Origin of the sequence: Enhygromyxa salina (assembly GCF_002994615.1) — a bacterium.
GTDB lineage: Bacteria > Myxococcota_A > Polyangia > Nannocystales > Nannocystaceae > Plesiocystis > Plesiocystis salina_A.
In genome coordinates this window covers 1-22,024 of the sequence record NZ_PVNK01000116.1, presented here as the reverse complement: position 1 = coordinate 22,024, position 22,024 = coordinate 1, and the positions used below count along the sequence as shown (strand labels likewise).

The 22,024-nt window shown below is 68.8% G+C and carries 16 protein-coding genes; 5 read left to right on the top strand and 11 right to left on the bottom strand.

Translation table 11 applies throughout. From position 1 onward, the window contains the following. Both ENSA5_RS11435 and ENSA5_RS11430 read right to left on the bottom strand, forming a co-directional pair. Positions 1-712 (bottom strand): TPM domain-containing protein (locus tag ENSA5_RS11435; RefSeq protein ID WP_146155580.1); only part of this gene is annotated, 712 nt, incomplete at its 3' end. 12 nt (positions 713-724) lie between these two features. Beyond that, positions 725-1,324, bottom strand: a complete 600-nt coding sequence (locus ENSA5_RS11430) for a LemA family protein (protein WP_106391678.1) — start codon at positions 1,322-1,324, stop codon at positions 725-727. Between the two features lie 540 nt (positions 1,325-1,864). On the opposite strand from ENSA5_RS11430, the gene ENSA5_RS11425 reads away from it, so the two are divergent. Next, positions 1,865-3,955 (top strand): response regulator, encoded by a 2,091-nt coding sequence (locus tag ENSA5_RS11425; protein WP_181197643.1) that lies wholly within the window; start codon positions 1,865-1,867, stop codon positions 3,953-3,955. Here ENSA5_RS11425 and ENSA5_RS11420 read toward each other — a convergent pair. From ENSA5_RS11420 to ENSA5_RS11410, 3 genes are all read right to left on the bottom strand, one after another. Beyond that, positions 3,944-6,982: a CheR family methyltransferase gene (locus ENSA5_RS11420; RefSeq protein ID WP_146155578.1), complete on the bottom strand. Its 3,039-nt coding sequence runs from the start codon at positions 6,980-6,982 to the stop codon at positions 3,944-3,946. The two genes, ENSA5_RS11425 and ENSA5_RS11420, sit on opposite strands and share 12 nt — an antisense overlap. A gap of 75 nt (positions 6,983-7,057) precedes the next feature. Then, the gene (locus ENSA5_RS11415; protein WP_106391675.1) at positions 7,058-8,182 is read right to left on the bottom strand and encodes a sensor histidine kinase; all 1,125 of its coding nucleotides are present in this window, start codon (positions 8,180-8,182) and stop codon (positions 7,058-7,060) included. After that, positions 8,179-8,946, bottom strand: a complete 768-nt coding sequence (locus ENSA5_RS11410) for a type 1 glutamine amidotransferase domain-containing protein (RefSeq protein ID WP_106391674.1) — start codon at positions 8,944-8,946, stop codon at positions 8,179-8,181. The genes ENSA5_RS11415 and ENSA5_RS11410 overlap by 4 nt, the downstream gene beginning before the upstream one ends. A gap of 35 nt (positions 8,947-8,981) precedes the next feature. Here ENSA5_RS11410 and ENSA5_RS11405 point away from each other — a divergent pair, with 35 nt between their 5' ends. Next, on the top strand, positions 8,982-9,200 hold the full coding sequence (locus ENSA5_RS11405) for a hypothetical protein (RefSeq protein ID WP_106391673.1): 219 nt from the start codon (positions 8,982-8,984) through the stop codon (positions 9,198-9,200). 830 nt (positions 9,201-10,030) lie between these two features. Here the strand turns inward: ENSA5_RS11405 and ENSA5_RS11400 are convergent. After that, positions 10,031-11,176 carry an FKBP-type peptidyl-prolyl cis-trans isomerase gene (locus tag ENSA5_RS11400; protein WP_106391672.1) on the bottom strand — a complete coding sequence of 382 codons (1,146 nt, stop codon included), beginning with the start codon at positions 11,174-11,176 and terminating at the stop codon, positions 10,031-10,033. Between the two features lie 425 nt (positions 11,177-11,601). Between ENSA5_RS11400 and ENSA5_RS11395 the strand changes: the two genes are divergently transcribed. Together ENSA5_RS11395 and ENSA5_RS11390 are read left to right on the top strand one after the other, a co-directional pair. After that, positions 11,602-12,099 carry a hypothetical protein gene (locus ENSA5_RS11395; protein WP_146155577.1) on the top strand — a complete coding sequence of 166 codons (498 nt, stop codon included), beginning with the start codon at positions 11,602-11,604 and terminating at the stop codon, positions 12,097-12,099. Positions 12,100-12,403: 304 nt separating this feature from the next. Continuing rightward, positions 12,404-12,898, top strand: coding sequence for a hypothetical protein (locus ENSA5_RS11390; RefSeq protein ID WP_106391670.1), 495 nt, complete (start codon positions 12,404-12,406; stop codon positions 12,896-12,898). A gap of 4 nt (positions 12,899-12,902) precedes the next feature. On the opposite strand, the gene ENSA5_RS11385 is transcribed toward ENSA5_RS11390, so the two are convergent. After that, positions 12,903-14,309 (bottom strand): serine/threonine-protein kinase, encoded by a 1,407-nt coding sequence (locus ENSA5_RS11385; protein ID WP_181197642.1) that lies wholly within the window; start codon positions 14,307-14,309, stop codon positions 12,903-12,905. A 154-nt stretch (positions 14,310-14,463) separates the two neighbouring features. Here ENSA5_RS11385 and ENSA5_RS11380 point away from each other — a divergent pair, with 154 nt between their 5' ends. Then, positions 14,464-14,973 carry a sigma-70 family RNA polymerase sigma factor gene (locus tag ENSA5_RS11380; RefSeq protein WP_106391668.1) on the top strand — a complete coding sequence of 170 codons (510 nt, stop codon included), beginning with the start codon at positions 14,464-14,466 and terminating at the stop codon, positions 14,971-14,973. A gap of 74 nt (positions 14,974-15,047) precedes the next feature. Here the strand turns inward: ENSA5_RS11380 and ENSA5_RS11375 are convergent, their stop codons facing one another. The 4 genes from ENSA5_RS11375 to ENSA5_RS11360 all read right to left on the bottom strand — a co-directional run bounded on the left by ENSA5_RS11375 (position 15,048) and on the right by ENSA5_RS11360 (position 21,870). Further along, a complete protein-coding gene (locus tag ENSA5_RS11375; protein WP_106391667.1) occupies positions 15,048-16,157 on the bottom strand; it encodes an NAD(P)/FAD-dependent oxidoreductase in 1,110 nt (369 codons plus the stop codon). 184 nt (positions 16,158-16,341) lie between these two features. Then, positions 16,342-18,519, bottom strand: coding sequence for a ComEA family DNA-binding protein (locus ENSA5_RS11370; protein WP_146155576.1), 2,178 nt, complete (start codon positions 18,517-18,519; stop codon positions 16,342-16,344). Positions 18,520-18,641: 122 nt separating this feature from the next. Continuing rightward, complete coding sequence (locus tag ENSA5_RS11365; RefSeq protein WP_106391665.1) at positions 18,642-19,139, bottom strand: thermonuclease family protein; 498 nt, start codon at positions 19,137-19,139, stop codon at positions 18,642-18,644. A 1-nt stretch (position 19,140) separates the two neighbouring features. Further along, entirely contained in the window at positions 19,141-21,870 is a 2,730-nt protein-coding gene (locus ENSA5_RS11360; RefSeq protein WP_181197641.1) for a lamin tail domain-containing protein, read from the bottom strand. Positions 21,871-22,024 lie beyond the last annotated feature (154 nt).

Here is a 22,024-nt window from a genome sequence, read left to right as displayed (position 1 = left end):
CGATGAAGAAGAGCAGCAGCAGCGCGAGCTTTGGGTTGGTGACCAGCAAGACCAAGAACAGCACGACGCCGATCACCGTGACGATGACCTGAGTCCGGCTCATGCCCTCGGGGGCGTCGGGCCCTGGACCGCTGTCGCCGGGCAGCGCGCCCGCCTGGCCCTCGATCGCGTCGACGAGGGCCTCGACCCCGCCGACGATCGCGGCGTCCCACTCGCCGCGCTCGATGGGGGGGAGCATCACGTTTCGGATCACCCGCGACGCGATCAGATCGGTGATCGTTGGCTCGAGCCCGTAGCCGACCTCGACCCGCACGGTCCGATCCTCGACGAAGACGAACACGGCGAGGCCATCGTCGAGCTCGGCGCTGCCGACCTTCCAGCGCGCGAAGGCCTGGACCGCGAAGTCCTCGACCGTCAGCTCGCCGCTGGTCTCGCCGATCCACACGATGATCTGGTGGCCGCTGCGCGCCTCGTAGTGGGCGAGGCGCCGGTCGAGGGACGCCCGGACCGGCGTCGAGAGGACCCCGGGCTCGTCGCTGACCCTGGCATCTGGCGGCGCGGGGATCGCTGGCGCCGCCGCGGCCAGGCGGGTCAGCAACATCAGCCAGACCAGCACCCACCACGGGCAGGCGCGCGCGCCAAACAGTCTCCCGGGACCCGAGGGCCCGAGGGTCGCGGGCCGCAGGCCCGAGTCAGGAGACGAGAAAGACACGCGCACGTGCTCCTAGAATTCGACCTTTGGCGCCTCCGCGGCGCCGACCTCGGCCTCGAAGTAGGTCTTGGTCTCGAAGCGATCGCCAAACATGTTGGCGATGACCACGGTCGGGAAGGACTGGCGCTTGGTGTTGAACGCCCGCGCCGCGTCGTTGAAGCGCTTGCGCTCGACCGCGATCCGGTTTTCGGTCCCCTCGAGCTGGGACTGGAGGGCGAGGAAGTTCTCGCTGGCACGCAGCTGCGGGTAGGCCTCGGCGACGACCAGGAGCCGGCTGAGCGCCGTCGAGAGCTCGTCCTGGGCGGCCTGGTAGCGCTCGAGCGCGGCCGGATCCTCGAACGCGTCGCCGGCGTCGAGGCGCCCGACCTTGGCGCGCGCCTCGGTGACAGACTCGAGCGTCTCTCGCTCGTGGGTCGCGGCGCCGCGCACGGTGGCGACGAGGTTGGGGACCAAGTCGGCGCGGCGCTGGTAGGTGTTCTCGACCTGGGCCCACTGGCCCGAGACGCCCTCGTTGAGGCTCACGAGTGAGTTGTAGGTGCCGGCGATCATCGCAATGATGATGAACACCACCAATCCCACGACTCCGAGCGCGATGACAGCTGAGCGTTTCATCGACTATATCCGAGGTTGCGTCGAAGCTGGCGTGACGCTCATGCCCCACCCGCGAAGAAGCTGCGGCGCGGAAGGAGCGATCCGAGGATCAATGCACATTTTCCGGGGAGGTGATGGGCGGGACGACTTGGGTGTGGGTCGCCGACGCCAGCCGCGCCGCTGATCTTCGAAGGTGATCGTTCAGCTTTGCGCGATTGTGCGCAATCGCGGTATAGCGATCGCCCCGGGCGGGTTCATGAGCGCGAGGGCATCTCCCCCACGCCATGGAGCCACCGAGCGCGGCAAAGGAGCGGGCCCCAATGGAATTCGCGGGCGAGCCGGCCAAAGAGCTGTGCACTGTCCTTCAGACCCATCTCGGTGATCACTCGAGGGAGTGGCTCGTACCCTAATTCGATCGCTATTCACCTCGACCCGCGGTTGTTCCTGCTATTATTACCGCAAGCTTTGCGCTGCGGAACGGGCCGTCGAAATGCAAAGCTATCGCCTGGCCGCGTAGCTCGGCCCCAGCGGAGCGCCTTGAACAGCGAGGATCGACTGAAGTTGCGCAGGCTCGCGGAGCGCCGACGTGCGGACAGCGGCGGGCCGATTCTGGAGCTCTCGATGGACTTCGAAGACCACGATCCGAGGCAGCTGTACGAGGAGCTCCACGTCCACCACATCGAGCTCGAGCTCCAAAACCTGCAGCTGCAGGCGACGCAGCAGGAGCTCGAGCGCTCACGCGATCGCTACCGCCGCCTCTACGACGACGCGCCGATGGGCTACCTGACCTTGTCGGCGACGGGGATGGTCCTGGCCGCCAACCTGACCGCGGCGCGGCTGCTCGGCCTGGAGCGGGCCGCGCTGGTCGGCGGCCCGCTGTCGCGGATGATGGACTCATCATCCGCCGATCTCCTCCACGTCCACCTCCAGCACGTCATCCGCGACCAGACCAGCCACGGCTGCGAGCTCGGGCTCATCCGCGCAGACGGCCAGCGTATATGGATTCACCTCGAGAGCGCCCCCAGCGACGAGCACGACGGGGGGCCGCCCGCTTGTCACACCGTGTTCAGCGACGTCAGCGAGCGCCGCAAGCTCGAGGCCAAGGTCCAGCGCTCCGAGCGGCTCGAGGCGATCGGGCGGCTCGCGAGCGGGGTCGCCCACGAGTTCAACAACCTGCTGATGGCGATGCTCGGCTGTGCCGCCAGCGCCCTGATCGACATCGACAAAGACAGCCGCGCGGCCGAGCTCCTGCGTGATCTCAAGGCCGAGGCCGTCCGCGGCGCCACGCTCACGCGCCAGCTCCTGGCCCTCGGTCGCCCGCGCGAAGACACCGAGGCCGTCGTCGACATCAACGCGATGATCGCCCAAAACGAGCGCCTCTTGCGTCACACCCTCGACGCCGACATCGATCTCGTGTTCCGGCTCGAGGCCAACGACGGCCGGGTCTGGGCCAACCAAATGCAGATCGAGCAGGTCCTCACCAACCTGGTCGTCAACGCCCGCGACGCGGTCAGCGGCGCGGGTCGGATCGAGGTCATCACTGGCGAGCTGATCGTCGACGACGTCCTGGCCCGCAAGCTCGACGTGCGCCCCGGGGCCTACGCGAGCTTGACCGTCCGCGACACGGGCAAGGGCATGGACGCGGCGACCAAGGCGCGGCTGTTCGAGCCCTTCTTCACGACCAAGGCCGTCGGCGAGGGCACGGGCCTCGGCCTGTCGACGGTCTACGGGATCGTGCGCAACGCCGGCGGCCACATCGATATCGAGAGCGAGCCGGGCGCCGGAACCACGGTCCGCGTGATGCTGCCGCGGACCACCAAGCCGCTGCCCTCGCCCGACGAGCCCGCCCACATCACGGCCTTCGGCGGCAAAGAGACGGTCTTGCTGGTCGAGGACGAGCCGCTCGTCCGCCAGACGGTCGGCCACTACCTCACGCGCTGGGGCTACTGCGTGATCGAGGCTGACAACGGGACCCAGGCCCTGGCGATCATCAAGGCGCGCGCGGACATCGAGCTGCTCCTGACCGACATGGTCCTGCCCGAGCTCAGCGGATCCGGGCTCGCGCACGCGGCCTCGCTCTTGCGCCCGGACATGCGCGTGCTGTTCATGTCGGCCTATCCGAAGGTCAAGCTCGTACGTGAGCGGCGCCTCAACCCCGACGCCCCCGCGCTGCAAAAGCCCTTCACCGAGGACACGCTCCTGGCCAAGGTCCGCGAGGTCCTCGACGCCTCGGGCAGCTCGGCGCCGGGCAAGGGCGAGCAGCTCGAGCCCCCCGCGGGCGAGCGGGTCTTGCTCGTCGAGGATGAGCGCCTGGCTCGCGAGGCGACCCAGCTGCTGCTCGAGGACGAGGGCTACAAGGTCTTCGCCGCGGCCGACGGCGCCGAGGCGGCCGCGCTCGCCCACCAGCACGGCGAGACGATCGACGTGGTCGTGACCGATCTTGGCCTGCCCAACATGCCCACGGCCTCGCCGACCGAGCTCATCGACGGGCTCGTCGAGCTGGTCCAGCCGCGGGCGGTCGTGATCCTCTCGGGCCGGTCGAGCACCGACCCCGAGGTCCGCAAGCTGCTGCGCGCGCCGAACACCGTGTTCCTCGAGAAGCCGATCGAGATCGAGGACTTGGTCGCGGCGATCCAGGGGCTACTGGCTTGAGCGCCCGCCCGCGCTCCCGCCCGCGCTGGGGTTGAGCTTGGCGAGGTCGAGGGCCACGGTCGAGACGCCGAAGATCTGATCATCCTCATCGCGCAAGGGGTCCGCGCAGACTCGCCAGGTGTGACGCCCGTCCGAGAGCTCGAGGACGACGTCCCGTTGCTGGCTCTCGCCGCTGACGAGCACCCGGCGCTTGATCTCGACCAGCTCGTGGGCTCCATCACCGTCGTGGAGCTCATCGTCGCGCTTGCCGATCATCGACTCTGCATCGCAGTCCGGGTGGGAATTGCCGACCCAGGTGTAGCGTAGGTCGCGGTCGACACGATCGACGTAGACGCGAGACAACGAGCTGCTCAGCATGGCGCTCGCCTCTCGCCCTTGACGGGCTGCTTCCTGCATGCGCTGGAGCTCCGCGAGCACGCGCCGAAGCTCCCCGAAGGCCCACTTTTGCTCGCTGATGTCGACGAGGGTCATGACCAGGCCATCGATGACGTTGTCGGTGGTCCGATAGGGGATCATTCGCATCAGAAACCACCTGTCGTCCTTGCTGTGGAGCTCGCGCTGCTTGGGTACCAGCGTCCGCAGGACCTCGTCGGCGTCGGTGACGAGCGACTCGTACTCGAGCTCGGACGCGAGGTCGGCGATTGGGCGGCCGACGTCGCTGCGGATCAGCTTGATGATCCGGGTCGCGGTCTGCGTGAAGCGTTTGACGCGGAGCTCGCGGTCCAGGAACACGGTCGCGACCTCGGTGCTGTTGAGCAGGTTGGTCATGTCGTCGTTGGCCTGCGACAGATCCGAGACCTTCTCCTCGAGCTCGCTGTTGACGGTGTGGAGCTCCTCGTTGAGCGACTGCATCTCCTCCTTGGAGGTCTCGAGCTCCTCGTTCGTGGACTGGAGCTCCTCGTTCGTGGACTGGAGCTCCTCGTTGGTCGACTTGAGCTCCTCGTTGGAGGTCTCGAGCTCCTCGATCGTGCTCTGGAGGGTCTCCTTCGTGTAGCGCAGCTCGTGCTCGACGGCCTCGAGCTGGTTCAGCTCGCCCGCGCTCAACGCCGTCGTCGACAGCTCGCCGTCGGACGCGGCCCGGGCCGGGGCCGCCTGCTGAAAGCTCAGCAAGACCAGCCCGCGCAGGGTCTCGGGCTCGGCCAGGCTTCGGACGCTGACGTCAACGAAGATCGAGTCGCCGTTCGTCTGCACGCGGACGCCCTCGTAGACGAACTCGGCGGTGGTGGTGGACGCCCGGCGTAGACACGCGGCCAGCGTCGGCTGGAGACCGGCGCGGGCCATGTCGAGCAGGTTGTGGCTGGGCTGGCCGGGCGCCGGCTCGAAGAAGCGCCCGATCCGGCCGTGAATGTGGACGATCGTGCCGCGCTCGTTGACAACCACGCTCGGCGGGATGTGCTTGGCGATCAGCACGCGCTCGATCAGCTTGCCGACCGGCTGCACGGGCGGCCTGGGCACCCTCGCTGCGGGATCTTGGGCTCCGGTGTCGGCCGCATGCACGGTGTCGAGCGGAAACCGAGGCAGGGTGTGTGGGCTCGATGACAGGCGCTCGAACAGCTTCCACTTCTTGTCGACGGGCTCAAACAGCTCCGTGAAGGTCCCGACCGACTCCGAGGTGCCGAGGAAGAGCACCCCGCCGGGCCGAAGCGCGTAGTGGAACAGGGGCAGGAGGCGGCGCTGGAGCTGACTGTTGAGGTAGATCAGCAGGTTGCGACACGAGAGCAGGTCGAGCTTCGTGAACGGCGGGTCGGTGATCACGTTTTGGGGCGCGAACACGACCATGTCGCGGATCTCCTTGCTCACGTGATAGTAGGCGTCGTGGCGCGAGAAGAAGCGCGCGAGCCGGTCTTCGCCGACGTCGACCGCGATGCCCTCGGGGTAGACGCCCGCCCGCGCCACGTCGATCGCCGAGGGGTCGAGATCGGTCGCAAAGAGCTGGATCGTCACGCGCTTGCGTGCGTTGAGCATCGCCTCGCGCAGGAGGATGGCGATCGAGTAGGCCTCTTCGCCGGTCGAGCAGCCCGGGACCCAGACCCGGAAGGACTCGCCTTCGCGCTTGCGCTCGAGCAGCTGCGGGAGCCTGGCCGCGAGCGCGTTGAAGGCCTCCGGATCGCGGAAAAAATTGGTCACGCCGATCAGGAGCTCCTTGAACAGCGTGTCGAGCTCCGCCGGGTTGCGCTGGAGGTAGGCGACGTACTCCCTCGGGGTGTCGAGCTGGTGGAGGTTCATGCGCCGCTTCATGCGGCGCCGGATGGTGTTCTCTTTGTAGGATGAGAAGTCGTGCCCGGTGTGGTCGCGGACCAGGATCAGCGCCCGGTGCATCTCATGGAGCGACTGCTCGGCCGCGGTGGCCGGGAACTTTGCGCTCTGGCGCCGGGCGTAGGCGGCTACCTTGCGCCCGAGCCCCTCCGCGGTCTCGACATCGTCGACGATCCCCGTCGCGATGACGCTGCGTGGCATGCCGTCGTAGGTCGCCGACCCGGGGTCCTCGGCCATGACCAGGCCCGACTCGCGCTTGATGATCTTCGCACCCACGGTGCCGTCGCTGCCGGTCCCGGACAAGACGATGGCGATCGCGCGCTCTCGCATCTCCTCGGCCAGCGAGCGGAAGAAGTAGTCGATCGGGAGGCTCGGATGATCGGCATGCCAATCGATGTCGGCTCGCATGTCGTGAAGCGCACCCCCCATCAACGCGAGCATCGCCCCGGGCGGAGACAGGTAGACGTGATTCGGCTCGACCTGCACCCCTTCCTCGGCCTCGACGACCGGCAGCGAGGTGTGCTTGCTGAGGATCTCCGGCATCAGGCTGACGTGGCCGGGGTGCTGGTGGGTGACGACGACGAACGCGAGGCCGCTGTCCGCGGGGATGGTCTCGAAGAACGCGGTCAAGGCCTGGAGACCGCCAGCCGAGGCGCCCAGGCCCACGAGCATGAAGGCGTCCAACTGTGGCTCCGCGGCCGCCTCGTGTGCGTTGCTCGGATCCTCGCCAGGGCTCGGGCTCGGGCTCGGGCGCTCGTCTCTCGTCGTCACGCGCGGATCCTACCCCACGGTCGGGTCTGGACCCTCGCCCGGGCCCCAGCTGTCGTAGGGGCGCTCTCGCCGACGTCAGGCGCGATCGGGAGCGGCGTCGCCGGCGACGGGGGCGGGCAGCAAGATGTCGACCTCGGTGCCGCCATCGCAGCGGATGTGAATCGCCCCGCCATGGCGCTGGACCAGCGCGTGGCAGATCGCCATGCCCAGCCCGGTGCCCATCGCCTTGGTCGAGAAGAAGGGCTCGAAGACCCGCGACCGGATGTCCTCGGGGATCCCCGGCCCGTCGTCGGTCACGCGCAGCGCGAGCATCCCATCTTCGGGCCCCACGAGCGACACGACGATGTCGCCGCCGGTGTGCTCGAGCGCCTCGATCGCGTTGCGGACCACGTTGATCAGGACCTGCTGAAGCTTGTGGCGATCGCCTTCGTAGACGAGCCCCGCGCCCGGCAGCTCGGCGCGCAGCTCGATGCCGTGGGTCGCGGCCTCGGGCGCGAGCAGCTCGGCGACCTGCGCGAGCAAGGTCGGGAGGTCGAAGCGGTGAAGATCGAGCTCGACCGGCCGCGCGAAGCTCAAGAAGTCCTCGACCAGATGCGAGAGCCGGTTGAGCTCGGACTGGACCATCTCGATCGGTCCGAGCAGCGCCGGGTCCGAGCTCACCCGCGAGATCCTGCGCTCGAGCAGCTGGAGCTGGAGGCTGGCGCCGTTGAGCGGGCTGCGGATCTCGTGGGCGAGGCCCCCCGACAGCTCACCGATCGCGGCGAGCTTCTCGGCGATCCGGGCCCGGCGGGCGAACTCGTGGGCGCCGCGTTGGAGGCGGACCTTCTCGACCGCGCGGTCGACGGTCGCGAGCAGGGCGTCGGGGTCGAAGGGCTTGAGCACGTAGGCGTAGGCGCCCTGGCTCACCGCCGCGATCGCGTCCTCGATCGAGGCGCTGCCCGTGATCAGCAGGACCTCGACGCGGTCGTCGAGCGCGCGCAGCTGGGGCAGGAGCGAGAGCCCGGTGGCGTCGGGCAGGCCGATGTCGACGAGCGCGATGTCGAAGCCGTGCTTGGCCTGGTCGAGGGCCTCGGACGCGCGCGCGGCCCGGGTCACGCGGGCGCCCTCGTCCTCGAGGATCTCGCGCAGGTTCTCGACGAGGTCGTCGTGATCGTCGACGAGGAGGACCTGCGCGTCCCGAAGCCGGATCGGTGGGCTCATGCCGGGTCGTGCTCGGCGAGCAGCGCGACGAACTCGTCGGCGAACTTGTAGGCGTCGGTGTAGTAGCGCGCCGACAGATAGTTGCGATCGCGGACCGTGAACCCATAGTCGCGCCGCTCGGGCCCCTCGCGGCGGAGCAGGAAGGGCCCGGGCAAGAAGTCGTCGGCCGAGGCCAGCGCCTGGCTGACCTCGTCTTGCACGGTGATCTCGTAGGTCCGGTAGTAGGACCCGAGCCACAGGCCGGTCATCGCCCAGGCGGCCATCTCTTGCGACTTGGTCAGGGCCGTGGTCTTGCGCCCGTGGAGGACCGAGCGACCGGTCTTGGGGTCGCGCGCGCGCGCGACGAGCAGCGCGCCATGACAGATCGCGCCGACGGGCTTGTCGGCGATCATGTAGTCGGCGACCAGGGCCTGGAGGAGGTCCGACTCGAGGTAGGGCTTCATCTTCGGCGCGTGTCCGCCGGTCAAGATGACCCCGTCGAAGCGCTCGTGTTGGCCCGCGAGCTCGTCGTAGCGCAGCGGAGCCTGGAACGCCTCGCTCGCCTCCATCTGCCCGTAGACCTCGCGGGCGTGGGCGACTGCGCGTAAAAATTGGCGCCACAGCGCGAAGCCGCGGCCGCTGACGATGCGCGGATCGGCGGCGGCCGGCTGACCGTTGGGCGTCGCGAATACGACCTCGTGTCCGGCGTCGACGAGGGCGCGCCACGGCACCGAAGCCTCGGTCGGATCGAAGTCGAGCGAGGGTAGGGGAAACAGGATTCGCACGCGCTCTCATCGTAACAAAGCGCGCTTGCGGTAGCATGGTGACTTATCAGGCGCTGACTCGCGCAGAGCAGGTTGCGATCGATCGTCGGCTCGAGCGCTGGCACCTCGACGCGCCCGCGGTCGCCCGACGACCGCGGGCGTCGCCGGCCGTGACGATCGCGCAGAGCTCGTCGAGCGGGTCCGCGATCTCAGCCGCGCGCTGGTCGTGGCCGACGGCGCCCGGGTCGAACCCCCACAGCCAGACCGGCGATTAGAGATTTTGTTCGCAACAACATCGCGCCGCCGTGTTGACCTGCCACTCGATGGCTTCGTCACAACTCCGAGAGACGATTACACCGACCCACCCGGGATGGCTGCAGTCATCGAGGTTCGAGTAGATCATGTAGGTGCTGTCAGCGCAGCCATTTTCGGCGCACACCGAACCCACTGCTTCGCACTGATCCCGGCAGGTCGAGAAGTCTGTGTTCTCGAAGCACTCGAAGAAAGTCGGCGTACAGTCCCCCGCCACACACTCTCCGACCCCGGGGAGTTCAGGGCCGTAGGCCGCACATGCGGGCTCACACACCGCCCCCCGGCCGTCGTCCGCGCAGGCGGCTGCCCCCGCGAGGGCCACGAGCATCAGAACCTTGTAGATTCGGTTCATCCGTGCAGTCCGCTTCCACGGGAGTGTCGCATGCCGCAGCCGACGAGGCTGGCGAGCAACATCAAGCTTTGACCTTGCGGACGTGGGGGCACGGGTAGCGCCCGGGTGCGGTGGCGCCGATCACCGAGGACGAGACAGCCGAAAAGGCGCGGGCCCGGTCAGCGGCAGCGGTGGGCGCCTCGCCGAGCAGGCCCGAGGGCTCTTGCACTGTCTTCGGCGCAGCGTCCGGGGCGAGCCACCTGGCGAAGGCCTCGGGCTGCCACTCGGTCGGGAGCTCGGCGAGGCGGGGGAGCGCCTCCGTGGGGCGGGGCGCCAGCGTGCTCGAGGGCGAGGAGGCGATCCTCGACCTCGAGTGCCGCGCAGGACCCCGACGGCAAGCTCCTCAGCGCCTTCACTCGCCGGGTGCTCGGGGCCTGAGAGGCCTACTGCTGTTGTGCCGGCCTACTCGCCGTCGGCCTCGGCCTCGGGCTCGGGCTTGGGCTTCTTGGGCTTGGGCTTGGGCTCATCCTCGCCCTCGCCGGCCTTGGGCTTCTTGGGCGGGGGGATGACCACGGGCGCCTGACCGCCGGGCGGGCCGTCGTTGACCTCCATGATCTCGAGCAGGAACACGAGCGTGGAGTTGGGCGGGATCTTGCCCTGGTCGCGCTCGCCGTAGCCGAGCTCGGGCGGGATCACGATCTTGCGCAGCATGCCCTTGCGCGCGCCCTCGACACCCTGCGCGAAGCCCTTGATCACGCCGGGGCCGCCGACGGTCACGGGCATGCCCTCGGCGCGGCTGTGCGAGCTGTCGAACTCGGTGCCGTCGCTGAGCTGGCCGATGTAGTGGGTCACGACCTGGTCGCCCGCCTTGGCCGCGGGGCCCTCGCCCGCGACGTAGTCGTGGATCTCGAGCCCGTTGCTGAGCTTGTTGGTTGCGACCGGCGTGCCCTCGAATTCCTCGGCGCCGTGGAGCTTGGGTGAGTCCTTGACGGCGATGAGCTCGACGGTCATCCACAGATCGCCGACCGCGGGGCGTCCGGGCGGGGCGCCCTCGTCGACGATGTCGGCCGGAACCTTGATCCGGCGCTTGCCGCCGGGCTTCATGCCGTCGAGGCCCTCGGCCATCGACTTGGCGATCGGATCTTTGGTCCGGGTCGTCTCGTTGATCACGAGCTTGGCCGGGGCGGCGCGCGAGCCCATGACCTGCTTGCCGTTGGCGCTGGCGTAGCCCTTGAACTGGAACTCGATCATCGTCTCGTCGGCGACCGGGCTCCCGTCGCCGAGCACGAAGTCCTCGACCACGACGCCGCTGTCGAGGGTCTTGGAGCTCAGCGGCTTGCCGTCGAAGGGCGCCTCGTAGGGGATCTCGGGCGCCTTGATCTCGAGCTTGCGGCCCTCGCTGCCGGGCAAGATGCCCTCGACGATCGCCTCGCCCGTGGGCGCGTCGGCCTCGACGTTCTCGACGTGCTCGGCCTGGTGTTCGGCCTCGCCGTGGTCTTCGGCGGTTACGTCCACCCCGAAGTCGGCGGGGGTGAAGCAAGCGGTGCAAAGCAGCGCGCTGGCGACGACGCCAGTCAGCGACAGGACTCGAAGATCGAGCTTCCTCATCGCGGCGGACGATACAGAATTTTTGTCCGCGTCACGAGCTGTCTTGGTGGCCGAGGAGGGGCCGGGAGAGGTGGCGACCGCGGCCCAGGGCAGCCGAGGTGGGGGCGGGGGAGGTGGCGACCGTGGCCGAAGGCACCCCGGCGCGGATCGCACGAGGTCGAGACCGCGGCACGAGGGACCTCGGCGCGGATCGCACGAGGTCGAGACCGTGGGCCAAGGCACCTCGGCGCGGATCGCACGAGGTCGAGACCGCGGCACGAGGGACCCCGACTGGGTTCGGGGGTGGTCGAGACCACGGCACGAGGGACCCCGACTGGGTTCGGGTGAGGTCGAGACCGTGGTCGAGCGCAGGCCGGAGCGCTCCGCTCGAGCACGGGACCGCGATCGGCGCTTCGTTGTGCGCTGTCGATCGGTACGATTGGAGGATGAACCGCAAGCAACTCATCCTCTCGGCCCTCGTCGCCGCCGTCGTGACGCCGGCGGCGAGCGCCAGCGCGAGTACCTACCGCAACCTCTGTATGGCGGCGGCGAGCCAGTGCACCTACACGGGACCCGACGCGCCGGTGCTGGCCGCTGAGGTCTGTCTGTCGCGGGCGGGCGTGATCACGCTGAAGGACCAGACCTGCGCCGCGGACACGCGGGGGTACTTCGTGGAGCACGGGGAAGTCGTCGACCCGCAGACCGGCGAGGTCGCGGCCTACATCCCGCTGGACGACCGCTGTGGCGAAGCAGGGATGTGCAGCAAGGCGCCGCCGCCGGGCGACAGTCAGGAGATGCCAATATGCTGCTTCTACAACAGCAACGGGGTCGAGGTCTGCGTCAACGGGAACACTTGCGGCGGAACCAGACCATCCTCGCGTTCCTGTGACGGCCTCGTCGCTCCAACTCCTCCGCGACCCACGTCGCCGAATTTGCGAGCGTGACCCGCTTCTTGTTTGACCGCTCAGGCGCTCGCTGCGAAGACGTCACCGCTCGCGCTGCGCTCCCCGGCGGCGACCTCGGGCAAAACAGGGCCCGTCGTGATTCGAGCTGTATTGATCCCAACTTTTTCTTGCGCTCGAATTCTCGGCGAGCGTACGCCTCGCAGCGTCGACGTCGACCTCCTCGTCGGTACCACCGGGGGAGCCAGTGGACGAGATGGAGGCCCCCTGTGGGGGCTGTGCGGCCTCCGAGCCTGGATCCACCCCCCCGCGAGTACGACGACCCCCGACGCGGTAGGCTCGGAGGATGAACCGCAAGCAACTCATCCTCTCGGCCCTCGTCGCCGCCGTCGTGACGCCGGCGGCGAGCGCCAGCGCGAGTACCTACCGCAACCTCTGTATGGCGGCGGCGAGCCAGTGCACCTACACGGGACCCGACGCGCCGGTGCTGGCCGCTGAGGTCTGTCTGTCGCGGGCGGGCGTGATCACGCTGAAGGACCAGACCTGCGCCGCGGACACGCGGGGGTACTTCGTGGAGCACGGCGAAGTCGTCGACCCGCAGACCGGCGAGGTCGCGGCCTACATTCCGCTGGACGACCGCTGTGGCGAAGCAGGGATGTGCAGCAAGGCGCCGCCGCCAGGCGACAGTCAGGAGATGCCAATATGCTGCTTCTACAACAGCAGCGGGGTCGAGGTCTGCGTCAACGGGAACACTTGCGGCGGAACCTTGTGGTTTTGCCACGACGGCGTTTCGAACGACGACGGCACGGTTACCTGCTTTCAATCCGAGCAGTACGGTTGATCGCTCATGGTCGCTCGCCGCGAGCGGCGGCCCAGGCAGCTTCCGCTTGGGCGGTCTGGCCCACCCTCCGGTGGAAAATCGCCGCGAAGGTCCACGCGAGTTCGGGGACGCCGTCCTTCGAGTGCTGTTCGAGCTCCTCGGCGCTGGACGTGGCCAGGTCCGCCAGACGTACTTGCTCTTGTGCTGAGAACTCGTCGAAGTCTGCCAACGCCCGGTTGAGCGCCGCGAGCACGGCCTCGCTGTCACCAGCGCGCGCAGCCTCGAGGGCCTCGTCACCTGGGTTTCGGGGTCCTTGGTCGTCGAGCGCGAGCTCCTGCGTGCTCTCATCGACCGAGGAGTCCTCCCGCTCGCGGTCAGACCTCGAGCTCGCGTAGCCGCCGACGCCCAGCAACCCGATCACGACCACCCCGCCGACCACCGCAGGCCACGAGCGCCGCAGCTTTCGCATCCGCTCGACCGCGCGCAGCACGAAGCTCAGCTCTGCGAGCCACTCTCCGAGGCCCGGCCGCTCGCGCGGATCCGGGTGCAAGTCGCGCTCGATCACCGCGACGATCGAGCGCGACATCCCAGCGGGCACCCGCTTGGGCTGGGCGAGCTCGCCCCGGATCGCCCGCTCGATCGAGACCAGGACCGAGGCCTCCGCGCTCGCCCGCGGCGGCGGCGTGCCGAAGGGCAAGCCCTCGAACAGGCACGCCCACGCGCTCGCTGCGAGGGCGAAGACGTCACCGCTCGCGCAGCGCTCCCCGGCGGCGACCTCGGGCGCGATGAAGCCCGGAGTCCCGACCACGTAGGGCGCGGGCCCGAGCCTGGGCTTGGTCGCGAAGCCGAAGTCCCCGAGCTTGGCGAGGCCATCCTTGATCATGATGTTCGTCGGCTTGACGTCGCCATGGACGAAGCCGGCCGCGTGGACATGCGCGAGCCCGGCCCCGGCCTCGAGCACGCGCGCGATGATCTCCGTCCACTCGCGCCCCTCACTCCACGCGTGCATGTCTGCGTCGCACAGCTCGGTGACCGAGTAGAGCCAGCCGTCTTGCTGCTCGACGTCGAACACCCGCACGATGTTGGCGTGCTCGAGCTCGGACATGGTCCGAACCTCGGTCATGACCCCGCGCTGGGCGTGCTCGTCTTGATCGAGGTGGAGCTTGATCGCAACCTCGCGCACCAGCGCCCGATCGACCGCCGCGTAGACGACCGAGCGATGGGTGCTCGCAATCTGCTGCAACAAGAGATAGCGGTGGCGACTGGGCAGCGCGTTGAGCTGGTCGGCCGCGTCCCCGATCGAGATCCCGAGCCGCGCCGCGACCAGCCGCGCCGCCCGTTCGACGGGCAGCGCCCGACCTTCGTCGACCAGCGGCCCCCATGACGACGGCAGCGACCCAGGCAGCGAGCCTGGCGTGAATGGAGACGCCATGCCGCAGGGTACCGGCTCGCGCGGCTCGGGGACTGACCTTTGGGTCAATGCAGGGCCTGTCGTGATTCGAGCTGTATTGATCCCAACTTTTTTGGGGTGCTCGAATTCGACGGGCTCGGACTCCGCGCGCGCAGGCGCGTGATAGCCTGCGCCCGTGACTCGCAGCTGGACCATCTCGGCGAGCCCCGCCACGATACGCTCGCATCATCAGCAGCTTCGCCGGTACTTCCGCGAGCGTACGCCTCGCAGCGTCGACGTCGACGACCTCGTCAGTACGACCTGGCTCGAGGCCGGACGCAGCTTCGCCCACCGCTGTACGCTGCGCTACTACCTGTTTGTCATCGCCAGACGGGTGCTCGCTTCTGCGTTGCGCCGGCGGTCTCGCTTGGTCCTCGACGGCACCGACTTCGACGAGCTCCCGACCCAGCTGCGAAGTCCAAGCAGCGAGATGCTCGTCCGCGACTTGCAGGCGCGGGTCGCCCACGCCCTCGCTCAGGTCGAAGAGCCCTTCGTTGGCGTGGTGGCGCTGTGGCTGAAGGGCTGGGACAGCGTGTCGATCGCCCGCCAGCTCGGGGTCAACTACAACACCGTGCGCTCGCGACTCGTGCGCGGCAAAAAGCAGCTCGACGCCGCGCTCATCTCAGCTAGCACCCCGGGCTGCTAGCGACACAGACATCACCGAATCACGCTGAAGGCCCAGGAGGTGGTCGAGCTCGAGCGTCAGGGCGGTCTCGAGCTTCACATGTGGGCGAGCACGTGGGCCATCGCAGACTTGACCCGGGGCGAGCTCCCAATTGCGAGGGCCTTGTCGAACAGCGGTGTGCGAAGGACCCCGCGAAACAGCCCGCCGACCCAGAACGAGGGCATGAAGGCCTTCGCGCAGCGGCGGTCGTAGCGGTTGAGCGCGTCGTGCTCGTTCGCCACGCCCGAGAGGATGTCGGCGAGGGCCTCGGCGGCGAAGATGCCCGATCGCATCGCCTGGGAGATTCCTTCGCCGGTCGCGGGGTGAGTCATGCGCCCGGCCTCACCGACGACCACCCGGCCCGGGCTCCACAGCGCGCCGGTCCGGTAGGTGTAGACGATCGGGTGGCCCTTCCACTTGCCGAGCTGCTCGGCGTCGCGGAGCCGCTCGCAAAAGTGCTTGTTGAGAAAGGCGGTGAAGATCCGGCGCGCGTTCTTGCGCTTGCGATCGTCCTCGTAAGTGATGCCGATGTTGACGCGGGTCTGGGTCTCGGGGAACAGCCAGCCGTAATAGGGCAGGGTCAGGTCGTCCCAGATCATCTCGACGGTGTGGCCGCGATGTTCGACGCCCTGCCACCAGCCCATGATCGTGTGAATGGATTGCTTGGGCCCGTCGCAGGTCGACATCGTCGAGTGGGCACCGTTGGCGACCACGACCCAGTCGGCCCGGACCTCGCGGCCGTCGCGAGCGCGGACGCCGACCCAGCGATCGCCGCGCAAGATCGGGGTGCTGGCGGCGAAGCCCGACAAGAAGGTCACGCCGCGCTCGAGCGAGCGCTTGTGGATCGCGTGGTCGAGGTCGCGACGCAGACAGATCGCAGCTTGGGCTCGCTCGCCCGCGGACAGGTAGGCCTGATGACCGTCGCGCGAGGTCACCTGGATCCCCTTGATCGGGTAGGCGAGGGGCTCGACGCTGGCCCACACGCCGAGCTGCTCGAGCGTGCGGATCGCCCGAGGTGAGAGGCCGCTGCCGCAGGTCTTGTCGCGGGGGAAGCCGTGGAGATCGACGATCGTGATGTCGTCGATGCCGAGCTGGGCGAGGTGCAAGGCGGTGGCCGAGCCCGCAGGACCGGCACCGACGATCACGATCTTGGCCTTGGTACTCATCAACCAAGGTTAGGAAATTCGTCGGGCTGCGGACGCGGCCGTGGCCGGCAACTTGCTCGGGCTCAGAGCCTCCTCGATGCTGCGCCCGGCATGATCTGCGCGAGCCCAGGCCTGGCTCCGCGCGGGCCGACCCTGCGGCCACTGGCGACGGCGAGGGGGCGGGGCTCGCCAGGTCGTCGGCGGGTCAGAAGCGAGCCTCGAGCTCGAGGCGCAAACGATGTTCGGGCGAGGGGATCCGGCTGAGCGTGCTGGCGCGCTCGTCGAGCCAGATGAACAGGTCGTAGCGGGTCCGGATCGAGAACATGCGGTTGAAGACGTAGGACAGATCGAAGTAGGCCCAGGCCGACTGCTCGAAGCGCGTGTTGTCGGCCACGTCTTCAAACAGGTAGCGCAGGCGCGCGGCGATGCGGAAGCTCTTGACCGGGTTGGCCCGGACGATCACCGTCGTGGCGGAGTCTTGGCGGAGGCGGTCGACGCCCGGGTCGTCGATGAACTCGTGCTGGTATTGGGCGGTGATCGACAGCTTGCCTTTGAGCGTGCGGAACCCGAAGCGCGTCGTGATCTGGCCGACCTCGGCGAGGCACCCGCTGCGGTAGGTCGGGTCGCCTTGCTCCCCGGTCGGCGGCTGATCGAGGTCGCCGCCGTCGTCGATGCAGCCGACCTGGGAGTTGGGCCGAAGGTCGACGTTTCGGTACTGCAGCCACAGGCCCGGGCGAAACCACTTGTTCACGTCGACGTCGCCGCGGACGTAGGTCAGCATCTTGGGCGAGCCCTCGCTGGGCTGAACCCAGACGTCCGTCAGCGCGCGGAGGTCGAGGCGGTCGGCGACGCGGCCGCCGTAGCGGATGCGCCCGCCGGCCTCGTCGCGGGCCCGGTTGCCGTCGAACTCGTCGGCCTGGGCGATCGGCCCGGCGTAGGGGTTGGCGTAGGCCTTGTCGTAGTAGCGAGCGCTGAGCTCGAGCTCGTTCGAGCCCCAGGTCGAGGTCTGACGAATGATCCCGGCGTACCCGCCCCCGCCGTAGTCTGAGTCCGGTCCGGTCACGACCTTCATCGAGTCGAAGCTGCGGGCGACCTCGACGCCGAGGTCGGACCAGCCGCGGCCCCAGGCCATGTCGGCTCCGATCGCTCCCCAGGACCCGCCGAAGGGCGTCGACGACCACTCCTGAAAGTCGAGGTCCGGGCCCTCGACCCGCCACAGCGCGGTCGCGCCGTAGCCCGTCACGCCGACGTGGGTGCGACGATCGTAGAACCACGAGAAGTTCCCGCCGGCGAGGAACTCGTCGTACATGTTCGGCAAGGTCTGAAACTTGTGCGTGCTGGCCGGCGCGAGCTGTGACTGACCCTCGCGCGACACGAACACGTCGGGGGCCGAGCAGACCTCGTCGGAGCTGCGCGGGTCGTCGCAGACGTTGTTGTCGAAGATCTCGTATTGATAGATCTGCTTGGTCTGCCACGAGCCGAAGCCGTAGAGCTGCAGCCACCCGACCGGGAGCGACACGTGCTTGGCTCCGATCGCGACCCCGCGCTGGCTGTCGCGCCAGCGAAAGTCCTTGGTCCCGTAGGTGCTCCCGGCCGCGCCCGAGCACGGCGAACTCGGCTGCTCGCCTGCGCTCTCGCGACAGCGCACGCCGAGGTCGGTCGGGCGATATACGGCGTCGTCGAGGTAAAAGCCGTTGGGCGTGTAGCGGTTGGTGCTGTCAAAGGTGAGGCGCTGGCCAAAGCCGATCCGGTAGCTGCCCGCGATCACGCCGAAGCGATCGGTGTCCCACTGCACGAAGTACTTGGGCACGTTCACGCGCGGGGTCATCTCGGGCGCGACCATCGCCTCGCGGCTCGGATCCCAGACCGGGGAGCCGGGGCGCTGGCGCGTCACGAGCCCGGCCGCGCCGATCGTCAGCTGGCGCAAGGTCGTGATCCGGGCCTGGAGGGTCATTGGGGGGATCGTGCGATCTTCTTGGGACCAGGCCGTCTGGTAGCGGACCCAGCCGTGGGTCGCGGTCAGCTTCTGGCGCTTGTCGTGGGCCTGGATGAAGGTCAGGAGCGAGGCGAGCTTCTCGCGGCTGATGACCCCGGCGGCCGCGAGATCGCCGGGCGCGTGGATGACCCCGGCCTCTTCGCGGTAGGCCAAGATCGCGTCGACGTCGTCATAGTTGAGGTTGGGCAATGAGTAGAGCTGCTCGCGCCCGGCCTCGTTGAGGTCGATCCCGCGCCGACGCAGCTCGACGAGGGTGTTGAAGGTGTCCTCGGAGATCTGATCGGTGATGTAGAGGTCGTAGAGCTCCTCTTCGGTGTCGACGTCGATGAAGACCTCGTACTCGATCGCGAGGGCCTCGGCCGGGACCAGCAGCGCCAGGACCAGCACAAAGAAGGCCAGCGATGGAGCCAGCTTCCAGAGGCGAGCCCAGCGAGCGAGGGACGGGCGACCTGTCGCGCAGCGGCAGCGCGTGGCACGGACGCTGATGTCTGTGGGGGTCAAAAGAGGCATCAGCCGCACGGGGTGGGGTCGCAGGCCGCCCACAGGCCCTTGTCGAGCATCCGGGCCTCGTACTCGAGGGTCTCGTACTCGTCGGCGACGGCGTCGCCGTTGGGGGGGATGTGGAGCACGCAGGCGTGCCCGCGCTCGACCATCACGCGGTTGATCTCGTGGCCGGACAGCTCGACGTAGGCGAGCAGGCGATCGTAGTCGTCGGTGCACTCTTCGTCGTAGCGGAGCCTGACGGTCTGGCCGGCGACGAGGGCCTCGTTGGCGGCCTTGGCCTCCTCGCCCCAGCACTCGTGCTCGATCGTGCTCTCGGGCGTGTCGATCATCAGGTAGCGGACCCGCTCGCCGCTATCGAGCTCGATCGTGTCGCCGTCGATGACCCGGGTGACGGTCGCCTCGGCGGGGCCGCAGCCCTGCTCGTCGGCGCCGGGCCCGTCGTCGCACCCGAGCGCGAGCGCGCAGCCGGCCACGCCGGCGAAGATCCAGGTGAATACCTTCATGCTAGTTGCACTGGGGGTTGTCGGCGCCCGGTGAGCCCTTGTCGCCGTCGCCGTAGAGCGCCTGGGCGTAGCACCAGATCGCGCCGTCGTTGTTGCCGATGTCGTTGATGTTGGGGTCGTAGCTGTCGGGGTCGAGGCTCGTGCTCGACCCGGTTGCGACGCTGGTCCAGGTGATCTCGTCGAGCAGCACGCCCGCGGCCGCGATGTGCAGGGCGCTGTTGGAGTTGGTCAGGCCGAAGCCGAACACGAAGTCGACGAGGGGGAGCCCGCCGTTGGTCATCGTGTCGCCGTTGCGGGCGAGGAGCGCGGTGTCGCCAGGGGTCAGCGCGATGCAGTCGACGGCGTCGATCGTGTCCATCGGGCCGTCCATGAACAGGCGCCCGAGCTCGAGGCCGTTGAGGTCGAAGCTCGCGAGCGCGCGGACCTCGAACCACTCGCCGGCCGCGTCGCCGACCGCGTCGGGGTTGGCCATGAACTCCGAGATGACCAGGTCGCCGGGGCTCGGGACCACGATGTCGCGCGCCAGCATCCCGTCCATGCACTGGTCGCCGATCGGCTGGCCGCCGCAGCCGGGGTTGGGGTCGCCGGGGGTCCCGAGGTCGCCGCAGCCGTAGGGCGCGACCGCGTCGCACCACATCATGCTCATCGCGTCGTAGCTCTCGGCCGCGCCCGCCGAGGAGCTCGCCCAGCTGTAGTCGTCGAAGACCACGTCGCCGTGGCCGATCTGGAGGTTGCCGTTGCTGTTGTTGAGGCTGAAGTCGGCGTAGACGTAGGTGATGTTGGGCAGGTCGCAGTTGTCGACGTCGCTGCGGGCCATGACCAGGTAGGAGTCGGCGTCGACCTCGACGCAGACGTCCGAGCTGACGGTGTGGTTGACGACGTCGTTCTTGCCGATCTGCACGCCGTTGAGGTCGAAGGCCGCGCTCGCGTGGAGCTCGAACCACTCGCCGCTCGCGTCGGGGGCCCCGCTCGGGTCGGGCATGACCTCGGTGATCGTCAGCTCGCCGATGGCCGGCGGGTTGATCATGCGCATCAGCATGTTGTCGGGGTCGATGCACGCGTCGGGGCTGCCGCCGCCGCAGGCCGGGTTGGCGAGCCCGGGGGTGCCCTGGTCGCCGTCGCCGTAGACCCCGAGGCCGTCGCACCAGGTCCCGAGCGGGTCCTTGCTGTAGCTGTGGCCGGAGCTGACCGAGGTCCAGGTCGCCTGGTCGCCGACGACGTCGTTGAAGCCAATCGACAGGTCGCTGTTGCTGTTGTTCAGCGCCATGTCGAAGACCACGTCGACCTGCGGGAGCCCGCCGTTGACCGCGGTGTCGCTGGTGTGGGCAAAGACCACGTAGTCGCCGGGGCTGACGGTGATGCACGCGTCCGATTCGAACGCGGGCGCGTCACCGAAGTCGACGGTGTGCGCGACCCCGCCGGCCTTGCCGATCTGGAGGCCGTTGAGATCGCCCGCGCTCTTGACCAGGACCTCGAACCACTCGCCGTCGCTGTCGTCGACGACCTCGGGGTTGGCCATCAGCTCGGTGATCTCGAGGTCGCCGTTGTCGACCGGGCTGATGTCGCGCAGCTCCCCGTCCTCGTAGCACTGGCCCTCGGGCGGCGCGATCAGGCACTCGAGGTTGGCGGCGCCCGGGGTCCCGAAGTCGCCCGCCCCGTAGGGCTCGGCCCCGTCGCACCAGTTGCCGAGCTCGTCGTTGGCGCTCGGATCGAGGAAGTCGGGATCGAGCTGGGTCGACTTGCCGGCCCCGGCGCTGCCCCAGCCGACCGCGTCGAGCAGCTCGCCGCCGACCCCGAGCCACAGCGAGCCGTCGTTGTTGGTCAGCGACACGCCGGTCTCCCACACGATCGCCTCGGGCGGGAGCCCGCCGTTGACCATCGCGTCGACGTTGGCGGCCACGAGCGCGTACTGCCCGGGCGCGAGCGCGATGCACTCGGCGTTGGTGATCGTCTCTTCGGCGTCGTCCTCGAGGCTCTTGCCGATCTCGACGCCGTTGAGGTGGACCTCGGTCGCCGCGAGCGAGTGGATCTCGAACCACTCGCCGACGTCGTCGCCGACGATGTCGGGGTTGGGCAGGACCTCGGTGATGACCAGATCGCCGACGGCCGGGTGAACGATCTCGACCCCGTCGCCGCAGGTCGTCGCGCTGCCGCAGGGGTCGTTGGTCGCCTGGGGCGTGGCCGCGAAGCCCGCTTCATCCGTGGTCTTGCTGTCGCACCAATTGGCGAGATCGTTGTTGGCGATCGCGTCGGGCGCCGAGGAGCCGTCGAGCGCCCGCGAGGCGGTCTCCGACGCCTCTTCATAGTAGACCTCGTCGATGACCGCGCCGCACTCGACGGCCAGGTAGCCGCCCGTGTTGCCGAGCTCGCCGAGGTCCCCGCCGTAGCCGTAGTCGACGAGCGGGGCGTCCTCGGCCAGCTCGTCGAGGGTCGAGGACACGACCGCGTAGCCGCCCGGGGCGATCTCGACGCTGCGCGCGATCACGTGCTCCTTGCGGCCGCTGCCGTCGATCTTCTCGTAGACCAAGGTCAGGCCCTGGAGGTCGATGGTGTCGCCGCTGGCGTTGTAGATCTCGAACCACTCGCGGCCCGCGTCGGCGCCCTCGACGTTGGCGACGATCTCCGAGATGACCAGATCCCCGGCGAGCAGACCGCAGTCGCCGCCAGTCTCGTTGCCGTCGCTGACGTCGTCGTTGGGGCAGCCAAGGGGCCCGAGCGCGACGAGGGCCACGAGGCCAAGAGACGCGAGCGCGCGTGAGCGAGGGGGGGCGAGAGAGGGTGAGTCCATGACGGCGCTCCGGTCAGTTCAAGGCAAGCTGGAAGGCGGGCTCGGGGGTGGCTCGGGCTCGGCGTCAGGCGGGGGCTCGGGCTCGGGCTCGGCGAGC